Source organism: Streptomyces sp. SCSIO 30461, assembly GCF_037023745.1.
Taxonomy (GTDB): domain Bacteria; phylum Actinomycetota; class Actinomycetes; order Streptomycetales; family Streptomycetaceae; genus Streptomyces.
The window spans coordinates 5966244-5988280 of the sequence record NZ_CP146101.1 but is presented as its reverse complement, the minus strand read 5'-3'; the positions used below and the strand labels follow the sequence as shown (position 1 = coordinate 5988280).

20 protein-coding genes and 1 riboswitch are annotated in these 22037 nt (G+C 71.4%); of the genes, 9 read left to right on the top strand and 11 right to left on the bottom strand.

Annotated features, from left to right (window positions below):
• Positions 1–3: 3 nt before the first annotated feature.
• Both thiS and V1460_RS26850 read right to left on the bottom strand, forming a co-directional pair.
• Positions 4–222, bottom strand: a complete 219-nt coding sequence (thiS, locus tag V1460_RS26855) for a sulfur carrier protein ThiS (protein WP_338676191.1) — start codon at positions 220–222, stop codon at positions 4–6.
• Positions 219–1445 carry an FAD-dependent oxidoreductase gene (locus V1460_RS26850; RefSeq protein WP_338676190.1) on the bottom strand — a complete coding sequence of 409 codons (1227 nt, stop codon included), beginning with the start codon at positions 1443–1445 and terminating at the stop codon, positions 219–221. The genes thiS and V1460_RS26850 overlap by 4 nt, the downstream gene beginning before the upstream one ends.
• Positions 1437–1550: riboswitch (TPP riboswitch) on the bottom strand. (Overlaps the previous gene by 9 nt.)
• A gap of 52 nt (positions 1551–1602) precedes the next feature.
• Here V1460_RS26850 and V1460_RS26845 point away from each other — a divergent pair.
• The 6 genes from V1460_RS26845 to V1460_RS26820 all read left to right on the top strand — a co-directional run bounded on the left by V1460_RS26845 (position 1603) and on the right by V1460_RS26820 (position 6508).
• Positions 1603–1992, top strand: coding sequence for a hypothetical protein (locus V1460_RS26845; protein WP_338676189.1), 390 nt, complete (start codon positions 1603–1605; stop codon positions 1990–1992).
• 76 nt (positions 1993–2068) lie between these two features.
• Positions 2069–3334 (top strand): FAD-dependent oxidoreductase, encoded by a 1266-nt coding sequence (locus V1460_RS26840; RefSeq protein ID WP_338678216.1) that lies wholly within the window; start codon positions 2069–2071, stop codon positions 3332–3334.
• A 43-nt stretch (positions 3335–3377) separates the two neighbouring features.
• Positions 3378–3743: an Rv2175c family DNA-binding protein gene (locus V1460_RS26835; RefSeq protein WP_338676188.1), complete on the top strand. Its 366-nt coding sequence runs from the start codon at positions 3378–3380 to the stop codon at positions 3741–3743.
• Positions 3744–4004: 261 nt separating this feature from the next.
• On the top strand, positions 4005–4676 hold the full coding sequence (thiE, locus tag V1460_RS26830; protein WP_338676187.1) for a thiamine phosphate synthase: 672 nt from the start codon (positions 4005–4007) through the stop codon (positions 4674–4676).
• A 64-nt stretch (positions 4677–4740) separates the two neighbouring features.
• Entirely contained in the window at positions 4741–5658 is a 918-nt protein-coding gene (gene metF, locus V1460_RS26825; RefSeq protein WP_338676186.1) for a methylenetetrahydrofolate reductase [NAD(P)H], read from the top strand.
• A 52-nt stretch (positions 5659–5710) separates the two neighbouring features.
• Positions 5711–6508: a hypothetical protein gene (locus V1460_RS26820; protein ID WP_338676185.1), complete on the top strand. Its 798-nt coding sequence runs from the start codon at positions 5711–5713 to the stop codon at positions 6506–6508.
• A 161-nt stretch (positions 6509–6669) separates the two neighbouring features.
• Here V1460_RS26820 and V1460_RS26815 read toward each other — a convergent pair whose 3' ends face one another.
• From V1460_RS26815 to V1460_RS26790, 6 genes are all read right to left on the bottom strand, one after another.
• The gene (locus tag V1460_RS26815; RefSeq protein ID WP_338676184.1) at positions 6670–8142 is read right to left on the bottom strand and encodes an NAD(P)/FAD-dependent oxidoreductase; all 1473 of its coding nucleotides are present in this window, start codon (positions 8140–8142) and stop codon (positions 6670–6672) included.
• 414 nt (positions 8143–8556) lie between these two features.
• On the bottom strand, positions 8557–9165 hold the full coding sequence (locus V1460_RS26810; protein ID WP_338676183.1) for a TetR/AcrR family transcriptional regulator: 609 nt from the start codon (positions 9163–9165) through the stop codon (positions 8557–8559).
• Positions 9166–9193: 28 nt separating this feature from the next.
• Positions 9194–11281 (bottom strand): YhgE/Pip domain-containing protein, encoded by a 2088-nt coding sequence (locus tag V1460_RS26805; protein ID WP_338676182.1) that lies wholly within the window; start codon positions 11279–11281, stop codon positions 9194–9196.
• On the bottom strand, positions 11253–12209 hold the full coding sequence (locus tag V1460_RS26800; RefSeq protein WP_338676181.1) for an ATP-binding cassette domain-containing protein: 957 nt from the start codon (positions 12207–12209) through the stop codon (positions 11253–11255). The genes V1460_RS26805 and V1460_RS26800 overlap by 29 nt, the downstream gene beginning before the upstream one ends.
• Positions 12210–12332: 123 nt before the next feature.
• Positions 12333–13313, bottom strand: a complete 981-nt coding sequence (locus V1460_RS26795; protein WP_338676180.1) for an MASE1 domain-containing protein — start codon at positions 13311–13313, stop codon at positions 12333–12335.
• Positions 13314–13414: 101 nt separating this feature from the next.
• Positions 13415–14278, bottom strand: coding sequence for a PP2C family protein-serine/threonine phosphatase (locus V1460_RS26790; protein ID WP_338676179.1), 864 nt, complete (start codon positions 14276–14278; stop codon positions 13415–13417).
• 162 nt (positions 14279–14440) lie between these two features.
• Between V1460_RS26790 and V1460_RS26785 the strand changes: the two genes are divergently transcribed.
• The 3 genes from V1460_RS26785 (at position 14441) to V1460_RS26775 (ending at position 16603) form a co-directional block, all read left to right on the top strand.
• Positions 14441–15076, top strand: coding sequence for an SAV_6107 family HEPN domain-containing protein (locus V1460_RS26785; protein WP_338676178.1), 636 nt, complete (start codon positions 14441–14443; stop codon positions 15074–15076).
• 78 nt (positions 15077–15154) lie between these two features.
• Positions 15155–15943, top strand: a complete 789-nt coding sequence (locus V1460_RS26780; protein WP_338676177.1) for a methyltransferase — start codon at positions 15155–15157, stop codon at positions 15941–15943.
• 270 nt (positions 15944–16213) lie between these two features.
• Positions 16214–16603, top strand: a complete 390-nt coding sequence (locus tag V1460_RS26775) for a DUF3040 domain-containing protein (protein WP_338676176.1) — start codon at positions 16214–16216, stop codon at positions 16601–16603.
• Between the two features lie 342 nt (positions 16604–16945).
• Here the strand turns inward: V1460_RS26775 and V1460_RS26770 are convergent, their stop codons facing one another.
• The 3 genes from V1460_RS26770 to V1460_RS26760 are packed head-to-tail and all read right to left on the bottom strand — an operon-like array spanning position 16946 to position 21980.
• Positions 16946–19486 carry a DUF3488 and transglutaminase-like domain-containing protein gene (locus V1460_RS26770; protein ID WP_338676175.1) on the bottom strand — a complete coding sequence of 847 codons (2541 nt, stop codon included), beginning with the start codon at positions 19484–19486 and terminating at the stop codon, positions 16946–16948.
• Complete coding sequence (locus V1460_RS26765) at positions 19483–20925, bottom strand: DUF58 domain-containing protein (RefSeq protein WP_338676174.1); 1443 nt, start codon at positions 20923–20925, stop codon at positions 19483–19485. The genes V1460_RS26770 and V1460_RS26765 overlap by 4 nt, the downstream gene beginning before the upstream one ends.
• Positions 20925–21980 (bottom strand): MoxR family ATPase, encoded by a 1056-nt coding sequence (locus V1460_RS26760; protein ID WP_338676173.1) that lies wholly within the window; start codon positions 21978–21980, stop codon positions 20925–20927. Before V1460_RS26760 ends, V1460_RS26765 begins: the two co-directional genes overlap by 1 nt.
• Positions 21981–22037 lie beyond the last annotated feature (57 nt).

Genomic DNA, 22037 nt, shown 5'->3' with positions numbered 1-22037 from the left:
CGGTCACCCGCCCTGCACCGCGGTGAGGATCTCCACCCGGTCGCCGTCGCCGAGTGGCGTCACCGGCCACTCGCTGCGCGGGACGACCGACTCGTTCACGGCCGCCGCGACACCGGAGCACGCCGCCGTCAGCGTCGCGACCAGCGTGTCCAGCGTCGTGCCGGCGGCGATCTCCCGGGGCTCCCCGTTGACGGAGACGGTCGGCTTCACGGTCATGCTCATACGGACGCCTCCTGGCGTGCGGGGGAGAAGCGGTGGGGGGTGAAAGGGCGGGCTTCTTCCGGCAGTTCCCCGGAGACCAGGGCGTCGGCCAGGGCGTCGCCGGTCACCGGGGTGAGCAGCACGCCGTTGCGGTAGTGCCCGGTGGCGAGCAGCAGTCCGGGGAGCTCGGTCGGCCCGAGCAGCGGCGCGTTGTCGGGTGAGCCGGGGCGCAGCCCCGCGCGGGTCTCGGTGAGCGGCAGTTCGGTGATGCCCGGCACCAGCTCATGGGCGTCGCGCAGCAGCTCGTACACCCCTCCGGCCGTGACCGTGGTGTCCCAGCCGAGTTCCTCGCTGGTCGCACCCACGACCAGCTCACCGTTCGCACGGGGTACGAGGTACACCTGGCTGCCCCGCACCACGGCCCGCACGGTCCGCGACAGGAACGGGGCGCGGGGGGCCGGCACCGCGAGCCGCAGCACCTGCCCCTTCACCGGGCGTACCGGAGGCAGGATCTCGTCGGGGACTCCGGCCAGCCGGCCGCTGAGACTGCCCGCGGCCAGCACCACCTGATCCGCGTCCACCTCATGCGACACGCCGGCGGGCTCGGGCGACGCGCCGGCGGGGCTCTCGCCGGGCGGCGTGCCGGGTGGGCCGAGCAGCGCTCCGGTGGCACGGTTGCCGTCGACCGTGAGCCTGGTCGCCCATGCGCGGTGGAAGGCCACCCCCGCCCGCTCGCAGGCCACCAGCAGGGCACTCGCGAGCCGCCGGGGGTCGATCTGGTGGTCGCCGTCCACTCGAAGCCCGCCCCTGACCCCGGGGGCGAGCATCGGTTCGAGTCGGCGGCAGTCCCGGCCGGTGAGCCACACCGAGTCAAGACCGCAACGGCGCTGGAGCGCGTGCAGCTCCCGCAGATGGGCGCGGTCGTCCGCGTCCAGCGCGACCGCGAGGGTGCCGCAGGCGCGGTAGCCGGTGTCCTGCCCGCTCGCCTCCTCCAGCTCAGCGACGAAGTCCGGATAGCGCCGGGCGGAGGCGAGATTGAGGCCGAGGAGGGTCTCCTCCCCGTAGTGCAGCTCGGTGACGGCGGCCAGCATGCCGGCGGCGACCTGTGCGGCCCCGCCACCGGGGTCGGGGTCGGCCAGCACCGTGCGCAGTCCGCGCTGCGCCGCCCGCCAGGCCGTCACCAGGCCGATGATTCCGCCCCCGACGACCAGGACGTCAGCGGTCGTCCGTGGATGCACGGGCATCCGGACCCTCCCTTCGCCGGCATGACCCGGATCAGGTTCGTACGGTCGGAGGCCGCCTCAGCCTCCCTCTCAGCCCGGTGCGGCCGGGCTCCCGCGAGTAGCAGTACGGTGGTCAGCCTAACTCCGCCCGGCAACACGCAGTAAGGGAGCCCGCACCGTGGCCCGTTCGCTCGACGGACTCGTACTCGCCCCCGCCGCGGACCAGGCTCCCGGCCAGGTGGGCACCAGGACACGGTTCGCCTATCACGAGCTAGACGGTCGGATCTGGGCCGACTACGCGGGTGGCGACGTGGTCAGGGGACATCTCGTCGGCACCCGTGACGGTGACCGGCTCGATTTCCGCTACGTCCAGCTGAAGGGGGACGGAACGACGTCTTCCGGACACTGTGTCTCCACGGTGGTCCAACTCCCGGACGGGCGGGTGAGGCTGGAGGAGGCCTGGGAGTGGGAGTCCGAGGAGGGCCGGGGTACGAGTGTCGTCGAAGAGCTCCCGGCAGAGCCCGCCGCGGCAGGGGTTGCGGTCCACCGGCAGCCGGAACCTTCTTGACGGCTCGTCAGGTGACTAGGCTGGTCCGGTGAACGAGCACACCGCACAGCACCGGGTCGTGATCGCGGGGGCCGGGATGGCCGGGTCCCAGACCGCGGTCGCCCTGCGCGATCAGGGCTTCACCGGCAGCCTCACCCTGATCGGCGCCGAGCCGCACCAGCCCTACGACCGGCCTCCGCTCTCCAAGGCCGTGCTGCTCGGCAACGCGGAGGGCTCCGCGCTCGACGTCGACTTCGAGGCGATCGATGTCGAACTCCACCTCGGCCGCGAGGTCAGCGGACTGCGCCCGGACGCGCATGAGCTCGACACCGAGGCGGGCCCCGTGCCGTACGACACCCTCGTGGTCGCCACCGGTGCCGAGCCCCTCACGCTGCCCGGCACCGAAGGGGTCAAGGGAGTCCACCTGCTGCGCACGCTGGACGACGCGCGGCGGCTGCGCCCGGTGCTGGAGCGCAAGCACGACATCGTGGTCGTCGGGGCGGGCTGGATCGGGGCGGAGTTCGCCACAGCCGCCCGTCAGGCAGGCTGCGCGGTAACCGTGGTGGAGGCGGCCGACCGGCCGCTCGCGGGCGTTCTGCCGGCCGAGGTGACCGCGCCCATGGCCGGCTGGTACACCGAGAGCGGCGCCTCGCTCATCACCGGCGCACGGGTTGCCGCGGTCGAGCCAGGGGCGGTCGTCCTCGCCGAGAGTGCCGGTGTCGAAACCGGTGTGGGGACCGGTCCCGGTGCCCGCGCCGGGGCAGGTGCCGGGGGCGCGGGCGGCAGGCGGCTGAACGCCGACGCGGTGGTCGTGGGTGTGGGCGCGCGTCCGGCGACCCGCTGGCTCGCCGGCTCGGGCATCGCCCTCGGGCCGGACGGCTCGATCACCGCCGACGAACGGCTGCGCACCACGCTGCCCGATGTCCACGCGGTCGGCGACTGCGCCTCCTTCCCCTCGCGGCGCTACGGCAGGCGGCTCCTCGTGCACCACTGGGACAACGCCCTCCAGGGCCCGCGTACGGTCGCCGCCAATGTGCTGCGTGACCTGCGGGGCGAGCCGCCGCTGAGCTACGACCCGGTGCCGTACTTCTGGTCCGAGCAGTTCGGGCGCTTCGTGCAGTACGCAGGCCATCACGAAGGGGCCGGAACACTCGTTTGGCGGGGTGACCCGGCGGTGGGTTCCGGCTGGTCCGTGCTGTGGCTGAGAACGGCGGACGACGGGCGTCACGTGCTGGCCGCCGTGCTGGCGGTCGGCAGGCCCCGAGACGTGACCCAGGGCAGGCGGCTCATCGAGGCGGGCGCGCGGCTCGACCCCGCCCGTGCGGCGGACCCCGGGGTCCCTCTGAAGGCGGCAGTCGAGTAGGGCCCGGCTACCGACTGTCAGTGCGGGATGGCAGGCTTGTCCTGTGACCGAGATTGACGCAAAGATCGATGCCCTCGTCCCCGCCTGGCTTCACCTGCCTGACATCGCGGAAATGCTCGACGTCGAGGTGACGCGTGTGCGCCAGCTCGTCAAGGAGGGTCAGCTGATCGCCGTGCGCCGCGGCGAGAACCGGACACTTCAGGTGCCGGCCGCCTTCATCAAGGGCGACAAGGTGGTCAAGGGACTCACCGGCACCCTGACCCTGCTGAGGGACGACGGCTTCACCGACGAAGAGATGCTGGAGTGGCTCTTCACCCCGGACCCCACCCTGCCGGGCACCCCCGCCGAGGCGCTCAGCGAGAATCGCGGTACGGAGGTGAAGCGCCGGGCCCAGGCGCTCGCCGTCTGAACCTTCCCAACCGGCGGATCCGTCCAGGCTCCTGTCCCGCCGATCCACACCGGATGCGCCGGATGCACCGGATGCGCCGGATGCGCCGGATGCGCCGGATGCGCCGGATGCACCGGACAAGGGTCGATCGGCGGAGTGCGGCCGGTCCGCCGGGCAGCGGCGTGTTCGGCGGACCGTGTTCCGTGAGCGGTCCGCCGTCCACCGCCGCAGCTGTCCGCACCGGGCAGCCGACAAGCCAACCAGCCACGGGGGAACAAAGCCATGTCCACCGCTCGCGCGCGTCTCTCCGACGCCCGGCTCTATCTCTGCACCGACGCCCGCAGGCGCCAGGGCGACCTGCCCGAGTTCCTGGACGCCGTGCTGTCCTCCGGCGTGGACATCGTGCAGTTGAGGGACAAGGGCCTGGAAGCCGGAGAGGAGCTCGACCACCTCGCCGTCTTCGCCGACGCCTGCCGCCGCCACGGCAAGCTGCTCGCGGTCAACGACCGGGCCGATGTCGCACATGCCGTCGGATCCGACGTGCTGCACCTGGGTCAGGGCGACCTGCCGGTTCCGGCGGCCCGGGCCATCATCGGCGGCGAGGTGCTCATCGGGCGTTCCACGCACACCCCGGAGGAAGCCGCCGCAGCGGCCGTGCAGCCGGGAGTCGACTACTACTGCACGGGGCCCTGCTGGCCCACGCCCACAAAACCGGGCCGCCTGGCGCCCGGGCTCGATCTGGTGCGCTGCACGGCCGCGCTCCCGCAGGACCGCCCCTGGTTCGCGATCGGCGGTATCGACGCGGGCAACCTGGAGCAGGTGTTGGAGGCCGGGGCCCGCCGCGTCGTCGTCGTCCGGGCGGTCACCGAGGCCGACGACCCAGGCGCTGCGGCGGCCGATCTCAGCATGCGGATACGCGGATACGGGAACCAGGCGGCTCCCGTCCTAAAGTAAACCTTTGGTGTCCGATGGGTGGACATCGGTTGGGTCCCCCGGTAGCCCCCGCTAACCTGCGAATATGGCCCTTGGCACAGCTTCGACCAGGACTGATCACGCGCACACCGTGCGAGAGCTGCTGGCGACCGGCAAGACCTCGTACTCCTTCGAGTTCTGGGCGCCCAAGACGGAAAAGGGCGAGCGCAACCTCTGGAACGCGTTGCGCAGGGTCGAAGCGGTGCGCCCGAGCTTTGTCTCCGTGACCTACGGAGCGGGTGGCTCGACCCGGTCCGGCACGGTCAAGGCCACCCAGGAGATCGCCGCCGACAGCACGCTCACCCCGGTGGCCCATCTCACCGCGGTCGGCCATTCCATCGCCGAACTGCGCAATATGATCGGTCAGTTCGCCGACGCGGGCATCCGCAACATGCTCGCTCTGCGCGGTGACCCGCCGGGTGACCCCATGGGCGAGTGGATCAGACACCCGGAAGGCTTGGACTACGCCGCCGACCTGGTACGGCTCATCAAGGACGCCGGCGACTTCTGCGTCGGGGTCGCCGCCTTCCCCGAGATGCATCCGCGATCCACGGACTGGGACACGGACGTCGGGTACTTCGTGGACAAGTGCCGGGCGGGTGCCGACTATGCGATCACCCAGATGTTCTTCGACCCCGATGACTATTTCCGGTTGTGTGACCGAGTCGCCGCGGCCGGCTGCTCGACCCCGATCATTCCCGAGATCATGCCTGTGACCAGCGTGAAGCAGATCGAGCGGTTCGGTCAGCTGAGCAATGCGGCCTTTCCTTCCGCCCTGGAGGAGAGGATGCGCGCGGTCGCGGGCGATCCCGCCGCTGTACGCTCCATTGGCATCGAGTTCGCGACGGAGTTCTGCGCACGACTGCTGTCCCAGGGTGTCCCCGGTCTGCATTTCATTACGCTGAACAACTCCACGGCAACACTCGAAATCTACGAGAATCTCGGACTGCACGAGCAGTCGTAACCGGCCACATCCGCCATCACCCCGCGGCGGCGGCCGATGAGGAGGGGCGGGCATGGGCTGGACGGCGCTCTACATCGCGTTCGGCATTGTCGCGCTGTGGCTGCTGGGCGAGGTACTGCTCCAGTACAAGGCACGGCTGCGCTGGCGCCTGCTCGCGTTCGGTGGGTTCCTGGGAGTGGTCCTGGGTGTGCTGCTACCGAACGTGATCGTCATCGGGCTCGGCGCCGCGTGCTTCGCGGTCGGCCAGACCTATGTCACCTTGTCGTTCCGGCGCGGGTTCTCCACCGGATGGGCCATTGGGGGCAAGCCCGGCTCCAGCCGCCGCCGCAAGGCATCCGGCCCCGCCGCGGGCCCCGCGGCCGAACGTGAGCCGACACTGGAGGTCTCCGACCTCTCGTACGAGCCGGGTTCGGGCGAGTCCTACGAGTCGTACGACCTGCACGCGGGCGCGGAGCCGGTGTACGAGCCCCTGCCGCTGCCGGATGACACGAGCCAGTACGGCGTCTACGAGGGCTACGGCAGCCAAAGCTCTCCGTACGAGCAGCCGACCGCCGCGCAGGCGCAGGACGCGTACGACTACGGCGCGGGACAGCAGCAGTACGCCGCCTACTCCGACCCGTACGTCGGGACCACGGGTTACGGGGCGTCGTATTCCGACCCCTATGCCGCGCAGCAGTACGCCGATCCGTACGCCACTCAGCAGGGGTACCAGGAGACCCCTCCGGGCGGAGTCTGGGTGCCCCAGCAGCGCGATGGCGCCGAGGCGCCTCAGCAGTCGTACGGTTACGGATACCCGAACACCGAGCCCGACCACGGCGGCTACGAGAACGGCCAGCCGTACCGCTACTGAGCGTCGCGCGCAGCGGGCCCGGCTCGCGCGGGGTGCGGCACACCCCGAAGCCCCGCAGCGCCACCCCATGGGCGGTCACCGTGGAACTCGCTCACTACGCGGCGCGAGACCACATGCCACCGGTTCGTGCCCGGGAGTGCACCGGCACCGCGAGGCCGTCCTCACTGCGAGCCGCGGAAGTCCTCGCCTTCCACGATCAGGCCCGCCACCAGCGCGCCCGACATACCGGCGTGGGCGAGACCGCCGCCGGGGTGGGACCAGCCGCCCGCGAGGTGCAGGCCCGGCAGACGGGTGCTGTTCGACGGGCGGAGGTAGGCGCCCCCCGAGCCCGCCAGCGCGGGCGGGCGGACCCGGCCCGTCTCCGCCGGGGTGAGGACCTCGTGCCAGAGCAGCCGCTCCCGTATGTCCGGGATCACCTGCTCCGCAGCGGTGGCGAGCGCTCCCGCGAAGCAGTCCCGGACCGCCTTCTCCGACCAGTGGGCCGGATCGCCCGGGGCCGTCGCGGTCAGCGTGACCGCCTCGTGGTCCTGGTCCGGACGCGTCGTCGGATCGTCGGGGCGCAGCACCATGACCGTCGGCCGCCCGGCCGGTCCACCGCCGAAGACCGCCGCTGCCTCTGCCGCCGTGTCGGGTGAGTGCACCACGGTCTGATGCGCTGCTTCCGAGGCCCGGGCTCCGCGTAGCGCCATCAGCATCGTGAACCTGCCGGGGGCCTGATCCGCGGCGCCCGGCCGCACATCGCCGTCCCGCCACGGCTCACGGTCGCCGAGTCCGCCGCGCCCGGCCGCCGCCACCACCTCGTCAGCCTCGACGGTGGAGCCGTCGGCCAACTCCAGACCGGCAGCCCTGCCGTCCCGTTCGAGCACGCCGACCACCTCGCTGCCGAAGGTGAAGTCCACCCCTCGCTCCAGGCAGCGCTCGTACACCGCCCGTGCGAGGGCCCGCATCCCACCCCTGACGTACCAGGCGCCGAACGTGTGCTCCATGTACGGCAGCAGAGCGGCGGCTGCGGGTGCCCGCCGAGGGTCGAGTCCGTAGGACAGCGCGCACACGTCGAGCAAAGACGCGAGCCGGGGGTCGGCCAGCTCCCAGGCGCCGACCTGGGCCAGCGTGGCCGCCTGCCGGACGCGCAGCATCCGGCGCTGCCGCAACGCCGGATACGGCTCACGGCCCAGCACCTGCCAGTTCGGCCACAGGGGCTCTTCGAGCAGGGGGCGGCGCGAACGGTCCCAGCACTCACGGGCACGCTTCAGGAAGTCGCCCCAACGCTCGCCGGTCCCGGCGCCCAACGCCGAGTCCAGCGCGGCTACGACGCCCCCGCGTGAGGCGTTCGGCAGGGACACCGCCGTGCCGTCGGCGAACAGATGGCGGCTCGCCGGGTCCACCTGGGCCATCTCGATCCGGCTCTCCAGCGGCTGCTTGCCGGTCTTGAGGAACAGATCGCGGTACACCGCGGGCAGGTGCAGCAGACCGGGGCCCGTGTCGAAGGCGAAACCATCCCGCTCGAACGCGCCCACCGCACCGCCGAAGGTCCCCGAGCGCTCGTGGACCATCACCCGATGCCCTGCCACCGCGAGCCTGGCCGCCGCCGCCATGGCGCCCATCCCCGCACCGATCACCGCAATCCGTGCCATGAGAAGGACTGTATCGGCAGGCACCGACACCGCCGCGGGCAGTGCCGGTGCGCTGGCTGGGGACGAGCACGGGGCTCTGAGTATCCGTACCTAGGCCACGAGATGAGTAGGCGCACGGATGGGGTCCCACCATGGCGGACGCAAGAGTGGAGCCAGGTGGAAGACGCAGCGCCGCACCGCCGACACGGGGCGGCGGAACGGCGCGGCGTACCCATCCGAATCGGGGGTTGCCCGGACCGGGGGACAGGGGAATCGCGGTCCCGGGCAAGGACACACCGGGGAGACGGGGAGACGGGGAAAGCCGGGGGACACGGAGAAAACGCCGGTCCGGCGAAACTCAGGGGGATCGAGCTTCGGCGGACCGGTTTCTCCGCTCGTCTCCGCTCGGTCGTCCGTGTCTCCGGAGGCCAGGGCTCAGCGCCCGCTCACCCGGCCGTGCAGCAGCCGGGACAGCGCCGAGTGGACATCGTCGATCGACCTCTCCGGCTGGAACGCCTGCCAGTCGAGCGCGGCCACCAGCACCATTCCGACCAGCGCCGCGGCGGTGAGCTGCACGTCGATCTCGTCGCTCAGCTCACCACGCTCGACGCCCTCCCGCAGTACGGTCTCGACCACGGCGACCGCCTTCTGGCGGACCACCATCAGCGTCGACTGCCAGGCGCGGTTGGTGCGCCAGAGCTCGGCGACGTAGAGCTGGGTGAAGGCGGGGTAGCGGTCGATGAAGACCAGACCGGCCCGCACCATGGCGTCCAGCGCCTCGACGCTGGTGCCGCCCCGCTCCTCGGTCTCCTCCGCCGCGGCCTGGAGGGACGAGCTGAGCAGGCCGACCCCGTACCGCAGCAACTCCTCGAAGAGCTCGGTCTTGCTCTTGAAGTTGTAGTAGACCGTGCCCTTGGCGACGCCCGCCCGCTCGGCGATCTCATCGACGGTCGTCGCGGAGAAACCCTGCTCGGCGATGAGGGTGACGGCCGCTTCGTAGAGTTTGGCGCGCGTCGCCTGCCGCCGGGTGCTGCTGCTGTTCATGGCGTTGATTCTCACAGGTTCGGCGATCTCACATGCTCAGCTCGGGGTGCAGGCGGTCGAACGTCCACACCTGCTTGCCCCGAGCGGCGAGCGAGGAGAGCGCCAGCGCCCCGGCGGTGAAGGCCAGCAGTACGGCGCAGGCTCCCCAGACCGATCCGGTGTCGCCACCCGTGATGAGCCGACGCAGGGACTCCACCACGTATGTCATCGGCAGGTAGGGGTGGATGGCGTTGAAGAAGCCGGGGCTGGTCTGGACGGGATATGTGCCCCCGGCCGAGGTCAGCTGGAGCATCAGCATGGCGAGCACGAGAATCCGGCCCGCCGCGCCGAAGCGGGCGTTGAGCCATTGGATGATCGCGGCGAAGCAGAGCACGGTCAGCACCAGGAACCCGAGCGTGCCGGCCGCGTGGGCCATCTCGAGCCCCAGCCCCCAGTGCAGCACCGACATCAGGGCACCGACCTGGACCAGGCCGATGGCGGCGACCGGAAGCCAGCCCGCGAGCGCGATGCGCCAGGCAGGCGACCCCGCAGCGAGAGCGCGACGGTTGAGCGGCTGGATCAGCATGTAGGCGACCATCGCGCCCACCCACAGGGAGAGCGGGATGAAGTACGGGGCGAAGCCGGTGCCGTAGTTGGACGCCTTGTGCAGTGACTGGGACGCGAGCTGGACGGGGTCGGACATGACCTCCGTACGGCGGTCGCGCTCGTCCTTGCCGTAGTCGGGGATCTTGGCCACGCCCTCGTTGAGGCCGCCGGCCAGCTCGGACGAGCCATCGACCAGCTTGAACATCCCGCCGTCGAGATCCTGGGCACCGGTCCACAGCCGCCCGACCCCGGAGTCGAGGTCGGCGGAGCCCGTCTGCGCGCTGCCGAGACCGGTGTGGATCCGGTCCGCGCCCTGGGCCACCTGCTGCGCGCCGGAGTTGAGCCGGTTGATGTCGCGGACGGCCTGCTCCACGTCCTCGTCCAGGCGAGGGGCGCTCTCGGCGAGCTTCCTGGCCTGCGTCTGCAGGGTGTCCAGTTGGGAGTCCAGCTTCCTCAGGTCGCTGTCGTTGTCCTTGACCAGCTGGTTGATGTCGGCGCCGATCTCGGCGACATCCGCGGCGTCGGTCTTGGCGTGGCCCAGGACGTCGCACAGGCTCTTGTCGGGCGGTAGGGCGCCGTCGCACCGCTCGTCGTAGTACCCGGCCAGGAGGTCCGCGCTCTTGCGTGACGCGGCGGCGGCCAGCGGAGCCTGCTCCACGAGGTCGTCCAGGTGCCGCTGGGTGGCCCGGGCGGAGTCCTCGACCAGGCGTGCGGTGTCGCCGATCGACTTGCCGTTGTCCTTGAAGTACGGGCGGATGGCGCCGGCGATGCCGTTCACACGGTCGGCCAGCTTCTGTGTGCCGCCCGCGACCTCCCTGGCGCCCTTCTCCAGGTCGCCCGCTCCCTCGTTGAGGCGGACGATGCCGCCCTTGAGCTCGCCGCTGCCGGTCTTGGCGCTGCCGAGGCCGTTGGCGAGGTCCTCGGAACCCCTCTTGGCCTTGCCGATGCCGCCCTTGAGCTCGTCGGCGCCGTTCGCGGCCTTCTCCGTCGCGTCGTGGATGTCGGAGAAGGAGATGAAGATCTTGTCGAGGATCGACCGGGAGGCGTTCTGCGACGCGGACTTGCGGACCTCGGAGAACACCGAGCGGGATATCTGCCCGACGATGTAGTTGTTGGCGTCGTTGGTACGCACTTCCAGGGCGCTGGTCTCCGGCGAGTCGCCGGAGTTGGAGGCGATCCGCTCGCTGAAGTCGGTGGGCATGGTCAACGAGAGGTAGTACCTCCCGTCCTCCACGCCCTCGCGGGCCTCGGCATCGCTCACCTGGTGCCACTTGAAGACCTTGCTGTCGAGCAGGCCTTCGGTGATCTCGTCACCAGCGGTGAGCTTCTTGCCCGAGGCGGTGGCTCCCTTGTCGTCGTTGACGAGTGCCACGGGTATCCGGTCGAGGCGGCTGTAGGGGTCCCAGAACGACGCCAGATAGAGGGCGCCGTAGAGCAGCGGCAGCAGGAGTACCGAGATCAGCGCACCCATCGGCAGCGGCCCCCTGCCGAAACGCTTCAGCTCAAGCGCGGCCAGTTTCGGCGAGCGCATCGTCCGCCCCCTCCTCGGTGTCTTCGGTGTCCTTGATTTCCCTGGTATCCGAGGCGTGCTCGGCGTGCTCGCTGCCCTCGGAGGCGTCGGTGCTCCCGCTGTCCGTGCCGGTGCCGTCGGCGCCCTCGGCGCGTGTCTCGCGGCCCTGGCGGACCTCGTGCTTCCCGGTGGCCGGGGCGATCGGGGCGGTGGTGTCCGCCGTGTCGGCGGCGGTCGTGCCGGTCGCTTCCGCCGGCTGCGTCCCGGTGCTGATCAGCACCACGCCATCCGGCGCCTGGCTGCACGCCACGAGGACGGTCGTGCCCTGGGCGGCGATGCCGCGCAGCAGATCCCAGGCCTCGGCCCGTTCCGCGTCGGAGAGTTTGAGGTCGATGTCGTCGACGGCCAGCAGCCGGGGCCGCCCGGTCATCGCGAGCGCGATCGACAGGCGCAGTGCCTCCAGGCGCTCCAGATCCCGCACGGATGTGCGGTTCCCCTTCGGTAGCATCTCCACGTCGAGGCCCGCGGTCCGCAGGGCCTCCTCGACACGGGCGAGCGCCGCCGCCCGCCGCTCGCCGCGCGGACGCAGCAGCGCCCGCAGGGAGCCGTCGTACCGCCGTTGGAGCATCGCGCGCTCCCGCAGGTGTTCGGCGACGGTGAGCGCGGGGTCCAGCTCGCTGACACCCTGGACCGGTCCGAGCGCGGTGACCTGACGTACGGTGGCCATCTTCCGCGGCAGTCGCAGCCCGGCGACCTCCGCATGCCCCTCCGAGGGTTTCATCCGGCCTGTGAGGGCGAGGAGCAGGCAGGTGCGGCCCGAGGCCGACGGGCCCTCGACCGCGATCAGCGAACCCGGCTCGGCCTTGATGCCCACACCCCGGAAGGCCCAGCCGCGCGGGCCCTTGAGCCCGAAGTTCTCGGCGGTGACGGCCGCCCCGTGCGTTTCCACGGACCCCCTCCATACTTTTGAACTGACTGGTCAGTTCAAAAGTTAGCGCCTGATCTCCGCGGAGACAAATTCGCCTTCCGGTGAGGCACGTTCAGCGCTCCGGACTGCGAGTACTGCAGAGGTTCAGCGCTCCGGACCGCGAGGGTTGCCGGGGTTGCCGGGGTTGCCGGGCTCGATGTTCGCGACCATCTCCTCCAGCCGCTTGCAGACCCGTTTGATCTCCTCATGGGTCTCGTTCCGCTCCGCAATGACTGCCGCGAGCAGCAGGGCCACCAGCGCCGTGGAGCCGTTGAACGCCTGGAGCGTGACCATGCTGGCGAACAGGTCCTGATCCGCGAACGGACCGGTACGCCGCGCGGAGGCGAGTACCGCCATGATCGAGACGCCGAGTGCGCACGGCGCCGCACCCGCCAACCGGAACCGGAACGCCGCCCAGATCAGCACCGGGAACACCAGGAACAGCAGCGATGAACTCGTGGACTGCGTGGCCAGCATCGTGGCCGCGATGGCGCACAGCGTCAGTGCCACCGCCTCCGCCCAGCGGACCGCACTGGCGTCGGCGGGCCACCGCAGTCTGCGCAGCACCAGCACGAACGGCGTGACCACCAGTACGCCCATCGCGTCCCCCGTCCACCACACGGACCAGGTCGGCCAGAAGGAGCCGGGAGCCAGTGCCCCCGAGATCATCAGCACACTGCTGCCCACCGTGGCACTGATCAGCATTCCGGTGAGCGCGCCGAGGAAGACCAGCAGCAGCCCGTCACGCAGCCGGTCGAGTTCTGAACGGAAGCCCGCGCGGCGCAGCAGGAGGTACGCCACGATCGGCGCCAGGGTATTCCCGGCGACGATCACCAGGACGGCGAGCGGAGTGGGACCGATGGACACATTGGTCAGGAAGGCGCCGAGCGCGATGCCGGGCCACACCCGCGACCCCAGCAGAAGCAGCGCGGCCAGCGCCAGCCCGGTCGGCGGCCACAGGGGGGTGACCTGGCCGCGCACCAGTTGCTGGAGGAGACCCAGCTGGGCGGCTCCGTAGTAGACGGCGGCGACAGCGAGGATCCACAGCACCGTGATCCCGTGGCCCCGGACCTCCTCCTTGCGCACCACAGCAGTCTGCGCCGCCGTGCGGCGCTCGGCGAGTCGGGTGGTCCGGGGGACCGGGGGGCGTCAGGGCACTTCCCCCCCGGGGGTCCGCGGACCGAGGGTCACGGGGCCGAGGTGCCGGGCGGATCGGCGAGGAGACTCTCGTCGGGAGTGCCGTCGTAGCGGGCGACCAGTACGGCTGCGTCGTCGCGGTGGCCGGTCAGCTCCGCCACCTTGATCACGGCGGAGGCCAGCACGTCGGGGTCGGCGTCGAATCCGGCGCGCACCAACCGGACCACCTCGGCGAGGCCGGACTCCATCGGGTAGTCGGGGCCCTCCACCACGCCGTCGGTGATCAGGACGAGCACCCCGGCCTCGGTGAGCCTCCGGTGCGTCACCGGATAGCGCTCTCCGGGGAGGATGCCGAGCGGCGGGCCGCCGCGGTCCAGGGCGATTCCCGAGTGGCCGCCGGCAGCTGCCCACACCATCGGGACGTGACCGGCTCGGGACACCGCGAGGTCTCTGCTGCCCGGATCGAAGCGCAGGAAGCAGCAGGTCGCGAACAGTCCGAAGCCCATGGAGATCAGCAGGTCGTTGGTGCGGCTCAGCACTTCGCCCGGATCGCTCGTCGCCTCGGCGAGCGCCCGCAGACTGGTGCGTACCTGGCCCATGAAGGCCACTGCCTCGGCGTCGTGCCCCTGGACGTCCCCGATCGCCAGTCCGAGCGATCCGTCCAGCATCAGGAAGGCGTCGTACCAGTCACCCCCCACGGCGAGCCCGTCCCGCGACGGTGCGTAGCGGGCGCCGATGCGCACTCCGGGGAGCCTCGGCAGCTCGGGCGGGAGCATATGGCGCTGGAGCGCCATGGCCAGCTCGACCCTGGCCCGCTGGAACTCGATCCGCTCCAGGGCCTGGTCGACGAGGCGCCCGAGGGTGAGCAGGAGCTGCTGCGCGTTGTCGGGCGGGTCCGCGTCGTGTTCCCGCATGACCGCTCCGAAGGGTCCCACCTGATCCCTCATCACCCTAACCGCTACTCCCGGAGCTCACCTCCGCAGGCAAAAGCACAGGTCAGGCTCAATTGTCAGTGGCGCCCTCCAGTATGGACACACACGGCCACCGTGTCGTGACACGACGACAGGAGGTTCGTCATGGCCAGCTCCTACGCCGCTGCCGCACACCGGCTCCGCACAGGCGGCCCTGCCCCCTCACTGCCCGGTTCCCCACTGCCCTCGCAGGGTGGTCCGGCGGGCGACATCCATCCCGTCCTGCGGCGCTCGTCCGCGCCGCCCGCCGCCGTCGAACTGCTCGCCCAAGCCCACGCCGGTCTCGAAGAGGCCGCCGGGCTGCCCACGCCCAACGAGCGCTATGCGACCGCCCACCTCGCGGCGCTGCGCACCGCCGCCGCCGTGCTCGCCGTTCGCGGGCGGCCCGAGACCAATCCGCGGCGCAGGGCCCGCATAAGGTCCGCCTGGGAGGTGCTCCCGGAGACAGCCCCCGAGCTCACCGAGTGGAGCGCGTTGTTCGCTTCCGGCGCGCGGCGCAGGGCGCGCGCGGAGGCGGGCATCCAGGGCGCTGCGAGCGCCCGCGACGCCGACGATCTGCTGCGTGACGCGGCCATGTTCCTCCGGCTCGTCGAGCGGATGCTCTCGCTCCAGCCGGTGCTGCCGACCGCCGGTGCGGAGTCCGGGGCCGGCCCCGGCGGAGCGGCGACCGCCGGACCCGGCCGGCCGACGGTGGATGACAGCGCTTCCGGCGCTGCCGGAAGGGGGAATGCCGCGGGGTGACGGGGAGGGCCGGGAGGTGTGCGGAGGCAATAGGGTGGGGCCTGCACCGTCACACGCCCCGCCGAGGAGTCAACTGCCGTGCCGGACCAGACGCGCCCCCAGCGGCCCCGCACCGAGGGCGGACCTTCCCGGGCTTCCCTCCGAACCGCTGTGGTCTGGGATGTCCTGAAGGACGCCCTCGACCGCCGCTCCAGGGCGACCGGGAAGGACGCGCTGGACGTCCTGGACACCGGCGGCGGCTCCGGCAATTTCGCCGTGCCCGCCGCCCGCCTGGGACACCGTGTCACCGTCGTCGACCCCAGCCCCAACGCGCTGTTCGCGCTGGAGCGCCGGGCCGCCGAAGCCGATGTCGCCGACCGTGTGCGCGGAGTCCAGGGCGATATCCACGGCCTCTTCGACGTGGTGGACCGGAGCGGTTTCGACATCGTGCTCTGCCACGGTGTGCTGGAGTACGTCGACGACCCCGCCGAGGGCGTGCGGAACACCGCGGAAGCCCTGCGCCCGGGCGGCTCGCTCAGCCTGCTCGCGGCGGGCCTGGGCGGAGCCGTCCTGGCCAGGGCGCTCGCCGGACACTTCACCGAGGCCAGGCACGCACTCGCCGACCCGGCGGGACGCTGGGGCGAGGGCGACCCGGTTCCTCGCCGCTTCTCCGCCGAGCAGCTCGCCGACCTGGTCGCCGCTGCCGGGATGAAGGTCGGTGCCGTGCACGGAGTGCGGGTGTTCGCGGACCTCGTCCCGGGCGTCCTCGTGGACACCGAGCCCGGCGCCCTCGAGGCTCTGCTGAAGCTGGAGGAGGCCGCGGCCGAGCTGTCGGCCTTCCACGCGGTCGCCACCCAGCTCCACGTCCTGGGCGAAAAGCACGCCTGAGACCGGCCTCCGCGCCGCTGATCAGCACGGCAGCCGCAGACGGAGTACGTCACTCATCCCCCTTTCGGGGCGTCGGCCCCGTATGATCGGGGGACATCGTCCGGCATGACGGGACGGCGGCTGGGGAATCAACGCTTCAGCAGTCGGGCCGCCATGACGGCCCTATGGCAGCGAATTGGGCAGTGGACGGGTTTCACCGGCGTGATTCCCTGCCTATCCTGAAAGGGCCGTTTACCGGTCGCCCCAGCGACCGACGACTAGGAGGACTCCGTGCCGCTCTCAGAGCACGAGCAGAGAATGCTCGAGCAGATGGAGCGAGCGCTGTACGCCGAAGATCCCAAGTTCGCGACAGCGCTCGAGGGAAGCGGGCTGCGTACGTACACCCGGCGACGGGTCTACCAAGCGATCGCCGGCTTCCTGGTGGGTATCGCGCTCCTCATGGCCGGAATGGTCACCACAGTGATCTGGATCAGTGTGGTGGGCTTTCTCGTCATGCTCGGTTGCGCGGTCCTCGCAGTCACCGGCTGGCGCAAGGCGCCCAAGCCGGGCGAGCAGGGCCCCGGGGCGCAGCAGGCGCGTCGGCAGCCCAGGCAGCGCCGGTCCGTGATGGACCGGATCGAGCAGCGGTGGCAGCGCCGCCGCGATGAGCAGGGCCACTGAGCCCCCACCACATCCTGATCGTCGCCGTCCACGACGCCACCCGAGCGTCCCGACCGGAAACCGCGTACGGGTTCGGGAAAACCACATACCACTCCGAGTCCGAGGGGTGACCGCTTCTCAGCGGTCACCCCTCGCTCCTTGATCCGTCACCGAAGCCGGGGAGACCCCATGCCGCCGCGCCGTGCGGAGACCTCCCACGGCGGCATCAGTGGGCCGGTCCCGCTCCGGGGGGAGCGGACCGGGACCCGACAGGGGGAACAATCACCCCTCGGCCGGGTCGCCAGGCGCGTGTGGACCCGGACAGTGCGGTGCCCGGCGGCCGGGCCCACTCACCTCACTCCGTCAGCCGCCATGGCGTACGAGTCGGCGGAGTCGGCTGGCCACAGGGGCGAGGAACCGGTCGCGAGTGGCTGCCCACTGCTCGGTCACCCCGGCCCACCGCTCGGCCAGCGCCCATACGATCCGCACGGATGAGCGCGGCAGCAACAGAGCCCGAAGACGGATGCCACGGCTCGCCTGGGCGGACAGTCCGGAGCGGACCCGCCGCACATCGTCCGCGAGCCCGGACACCGGACCCGGGGCCGGTGCGTACAGCACCTGCTCCACAGCCCCGGCCATCCGGTGGACGGCGTCGGCTGCGTCTCTCGCGCCGCTGCCGTCCAGGCGCCCGAGCCGGACGATTCGCGCCGCGGTCTTGCGCGGCGTCAGCGAATCGTCCGGGGGAATGCCGTGGTCCCAGGCCGAATCGCAGACCTCCCGCCAGGCGGCCAAGGTCCGCGCGCCAGCTGCCGGGGCGTCCGGCTCGCCCTGCAAGGCGGTCGAGTTCGCGTCCGGCTCCACCAGCGGCGCGTCGGCAGTCCCGGGGGTCCGTCCGGGCGTCTTCCCCGACGTACGGACATGCCGGTCCGAACCGAGCCTGCGCGCCCTCGCTCTCAGCCGCCACAGCATCGGCATCAGCGGTACGAGCACGACCGCGACCGCGACGAGGCTCCACCCCAGGACCGCCTGGAACGAGGGACCCTGGTCAGTGGTTCCCGTTGTGTCCTTGGGGGCCGCGGCACCGCACTCCCCAAGCCGCTGGTCTTGGGCCGAGCAGCTCGGCGAGCCGGACGGGGCGGCCGGAGCGGCCGACGGACTGCTCGGATCGGGTTGCGCCGGGGCACTGGGCGTGTCGGACGGCGTCTGCGACTGCGTGTAGTCCGGAGCGCTGCCGCGTGTGGGAGTGGGTTCGAAGCGGGTCCATCCGGCGCCCTCGAAGTACAGCTCCGGCCAGGCATGGGCGTCGCGATTGGTGACCGATATCGCCCCGCCCGTCACTGGCGAACCGGGAGTGAAGCCGACGGCGACCCGTGCGGGGATGCCCATCGAGCGGGCCATCGCGGCCATCGAGAACGAGAAGTGGACGCAGAATCCCTGCTTGCTCTTCAGGAACCGGGAGATCCCCTCGACCCCACCGCCCGAATCCACCCGGGTCGAGTACCTGAAGCCGCCCTTCGTCGCGAACCACTCCTGGAGTCTCACCGCCCGCTCGTAGTCGTTCGACGCGCCCGCGGTCACCCGCAGGGCGGTCTCCCGCACGTCGGCGGGCAGCTCCCGAGGCACCTGGGTGTATTCCTTCAGCACCGCCTCGGGAGCCCTGGGCGCGGCGGCGAGCTGCTCACGGGTCGGATTCACCACCAGACTGGTGACCTTGTACTGCAGTCCGCTCGTGGTCTGCCCGTGGTCGCCGATGATCGTCCTGCGGGCCGGGTCGAACCGCCACTTGCCGCCGACCTCCACCTTCGCCGCGGGAAACGGCATCGGAAGCCAACCCTGCCGGTAGGAACCGGCGACCGAGATGTTCGTACGCACCTCGGTGGTCGCCACGGAGTCACTGAGGCCGTCGGGCGTGGGCAGCTCTTCGGGGATGTCGGTCACCGGACGCTTGGAGAACTTCCAGGAGTCCCCGTCGAACTGGTTCAGCGCCATCAGCCGCAGATACATGCCGCTGACGTCGGGGGCGTTGGTCTTGTACTTCAGCCACTCGCGCTTCTCGGGCTGGTTGAGCGTGTCCTGGAGGGTCACCACCGGGTTGACCGCGCTGATCTCACCGCCGCCCCCGCTGCCTGCCCCTGGCCCGTCGCCCACTCCGCCCAGCAGCCCGCCGTTCAGCGCGGGAAGCATGGCGGGGACGGCCAGTGCCACCCCGAGGGCGAGCACACCGATCCTGCGACCGGTGCGCACCGGCGCCTGCGGCCCGCCACCACTTGGTTCGAGCCCGCCCGCCGTGCGGCTCGCGGCCTGCGGCGTACCACCGAAGACCCTGCCCCACTGCGACAGCCGGTCCCTGCCCTCCGCGAGTAGGAGCAGTAGATAGCCGGTAGCCGCGAGCAGGAACCAGAGCCAGCTGGCATCGCCACCGGACAGCGCCGCGGCCACCGAGTACAGCGCCAGCAGGGGCAGACCGGCCGGGGCGGCGCTGCGGAAGGTCACCGCGAGCGCGTCCACCAGGAGACCGATCAGCAGCACACCGCCGACCAGCATGAGTTTGATGCCCTCGGTGGCCGGCGCCGGGGCCGCGTAGCGGCCGACGTCCGCTACTCCCGACGACAGCAGATCGCCGAAGTGCATCCAAGCGTCCGGGCCCGGAACCACCCCGAGCAGCGCCTGCTCCCGTGCGAAGCACAGCGTGAGCAGCAGCACGGCCACGACGGCCTGTACGGCCACCGTCAGCGGCCTGGCCAGCGGCACCCGGCGGGTCAGAGCGCCGATCCCGCTCTGCACGCCCACCAGGAGTGCCGCGAGCAGGATCCAGGTCGCCGGTTCGACCAGTGGCGACAGGGCGCCGGAGGCCAGCACCGTGGCGGCGAAGGCACACAGGGCCAGCCGTGTGCGACCACTCATGACCGTCCCCCCGACGAACCGAATGAACTCGACGAACCGAATGAACTCGACGGGCCGAACGAATCCGACGAACCGGATGAACCCGCAGTCCCCGAAGGACCGGTGGGGACGGAGTCCGGCCGCTCACCGGCCGCGAGGCGCCACAGCTCGGGAAGCGGCCCACCCGCCGGTACCGCCACCGCTGTCCACCCCGCCTCGCGCAGCGCGCGCAGTCGCTCCTCGACCGCGCCCGCCACCGCCCCGCCGGTCAGCCAGGTGCCGCTGTCCAGCACGAAGGCCACAGCGGCGCCGCAACGCTGCCGCATCCGGGCGGCGACCGCCGCCTGCTCCTCGTCGAGATCGCCGAAGAAGGCGACCAGCAGGCCCTCGTTGCCGCCGCGCAGCACGTCATGGGCCCGGGACAGCCCCGCGCCGTCGGAGTGGTCGACGACCGCGAGGGTGTCCAGCATCAGGCCCGCCGAGTCCGCGGTGTCCTGGGTGGACCCGGCGTAGCCGTCGGCGCCCGCACCGGGCACCGAGCTCCCCGTGTCGGTCAGCAACCGCACCGTGAAGCCCCGCTCCAGCATGTGCACCAGCACCGACGCCGTCGCCGAGACGGCCCACTCGAAGGCCGAGTCGGGCCCCGTGCCCTGGTAGGCGATGCCACGGGTGTCCAGCAGCACCGTGCACCTGGTCCGCTGCGGCTGCTCCTCGCGGCGGACCATCAACTCGCCGTACCGAGCCGTGGAGCGCCAGTGCACCCGGCGCAGGTCGTCGCCGTGCCGGTACGCGCGCGGGATGATGTCGTCGTCGCCCGCGAGAGCCAGTGAGCGCTGCCGCCCGTCCCCGTGCCCCGCGGCCTCGCCGACCAGCCGCACCGGCGGCAGCGGATCGGTCCTCGGTATCACCGTCAGCAGGTCGGCCGCGCTGAACGAGCGGGTGAGCTCGCACATGCCGAACGGATCGCCCAGCCGCAACTGCAGCGGCCCCAGGGGATAGCACCCGCGCAGATCCGAACGGACCCGGTACGACACCTCACGCCGTCCGCCCGGCTCCACCCGGTCGAGCACGAACCGGGGCCGGGGACCCAGCACGTACGGCACATGGTCCTGGAGCATGAGCAGGCCGGTGGGCATCCGCGACATGTTGTCCATCCGCAGACGGACCCTCGCCTCCGACCCGGCCGGCACCCGTGAAGGGGTCAGCCCACGCCGCGCCGAGACCCGGTAGCGCGTGCGGTGCAGCACCGCGGCGGAGATCAGCGGGAGCACCGTGAGCAGCAGTCCGACCCTGAGCAGATCGCTCTGCCCCAGGACGTACGCGCACACCGCGGCGGCGACACCGGCCGCGAGGAAGGACCGGCCGCGTGTGGTCAGCCCGCCGAGAGCAGTCCGCAGCCCGCCCCTGCCCTCATCCCGAGAGGAGGGCCCTTCGCCCGCCGCGGGGCTCCCGGGCGCCATCACAGCCGCCGGGAACCGGGCTGCTGGTGGCCGTAGAGCGGCCCGCCGGACGTCGAAGACCGCGTCGCAGTGCCGTAACCGCTGTCGTTGCCGGAGGTCGGCACCGGAATGCGTCCCACGATCTCCAGTACGACCTGCTCCGACGTACGGCGGTTCAACTGCGCCTGGGCGGTCGCCAGCAGCCGGTGCGCCAGCACGGGCACGGCGAGCGACTGCACATCGTCCGGCAGCACGTAGTCCCGTCCGGACAGCGCGGCGGAGGCCTTCGCGGCGCGCAGCAGGTGCAGGGTGGCACGGGGCGAGGCGCCGAGTCTGAGATCCGGGTGGTTGCGGGTCGCTGCGACCAACTCCACCGCGTAGCGCCGCACCGACTCGGCGACATGCACCGTGCGCACCGCGTCGATCAGCTTCACGATGTCATGGGCGTGCGCCACCGGCTGGAGATCGTCGAGCGGGGACACCTCACCGTGCACGTCCAGCATCTGGAGCTCGGCCTCCGGTGTGGGGTACCCCATCGACACCCGTGCCATGAAGCGGTCCCGCTGCGCCTCGGGCAGCGGGTAGGTGCCCTCCATCTCCACCGGGTTCTGCGTGGCCACCACCATGAACGGGCTGGGCAGCTCGTATGTCTGCCCGTCGATGGTGACCTGCCGTTCTTCCATGGACTCCAGCAGCGCCGACTGGGTCTTCGGCGACGCTCGGTTGATCTCGTCGCCGATCACGATCTGTGCGAAGATCGCCCCGGGCTTGAACTCGAAATCCCGTCGCTGCTGGTCGTAGATCGACACACCGGTGATGTCCGACGGCAGCAGGTCTGGTGTGAACTGGATGCGGCGCACCGAGCAGTCGATGGACCGCGCCAGCGTCTTGGCCAGCATGGTCTTGCCCACGCCCGGCACATCCTCGATCAGCAGATGCCCCTCGGCGAGCAGCACGGTCAGCGAAAGCCGTACGACCTCGGGCTTGCCCTCGATCACGCCTTCGACCGACCTGCGGACACGCTCCACCGTGGCGGTCAGATCTGTGAGGCTCGCTCGATCGTCATAGGTCGTCACCCGGCCCTCCTCGGCCCTTTACACGGGCCGATGCGCTGCTGACGGCACGGCCCACCC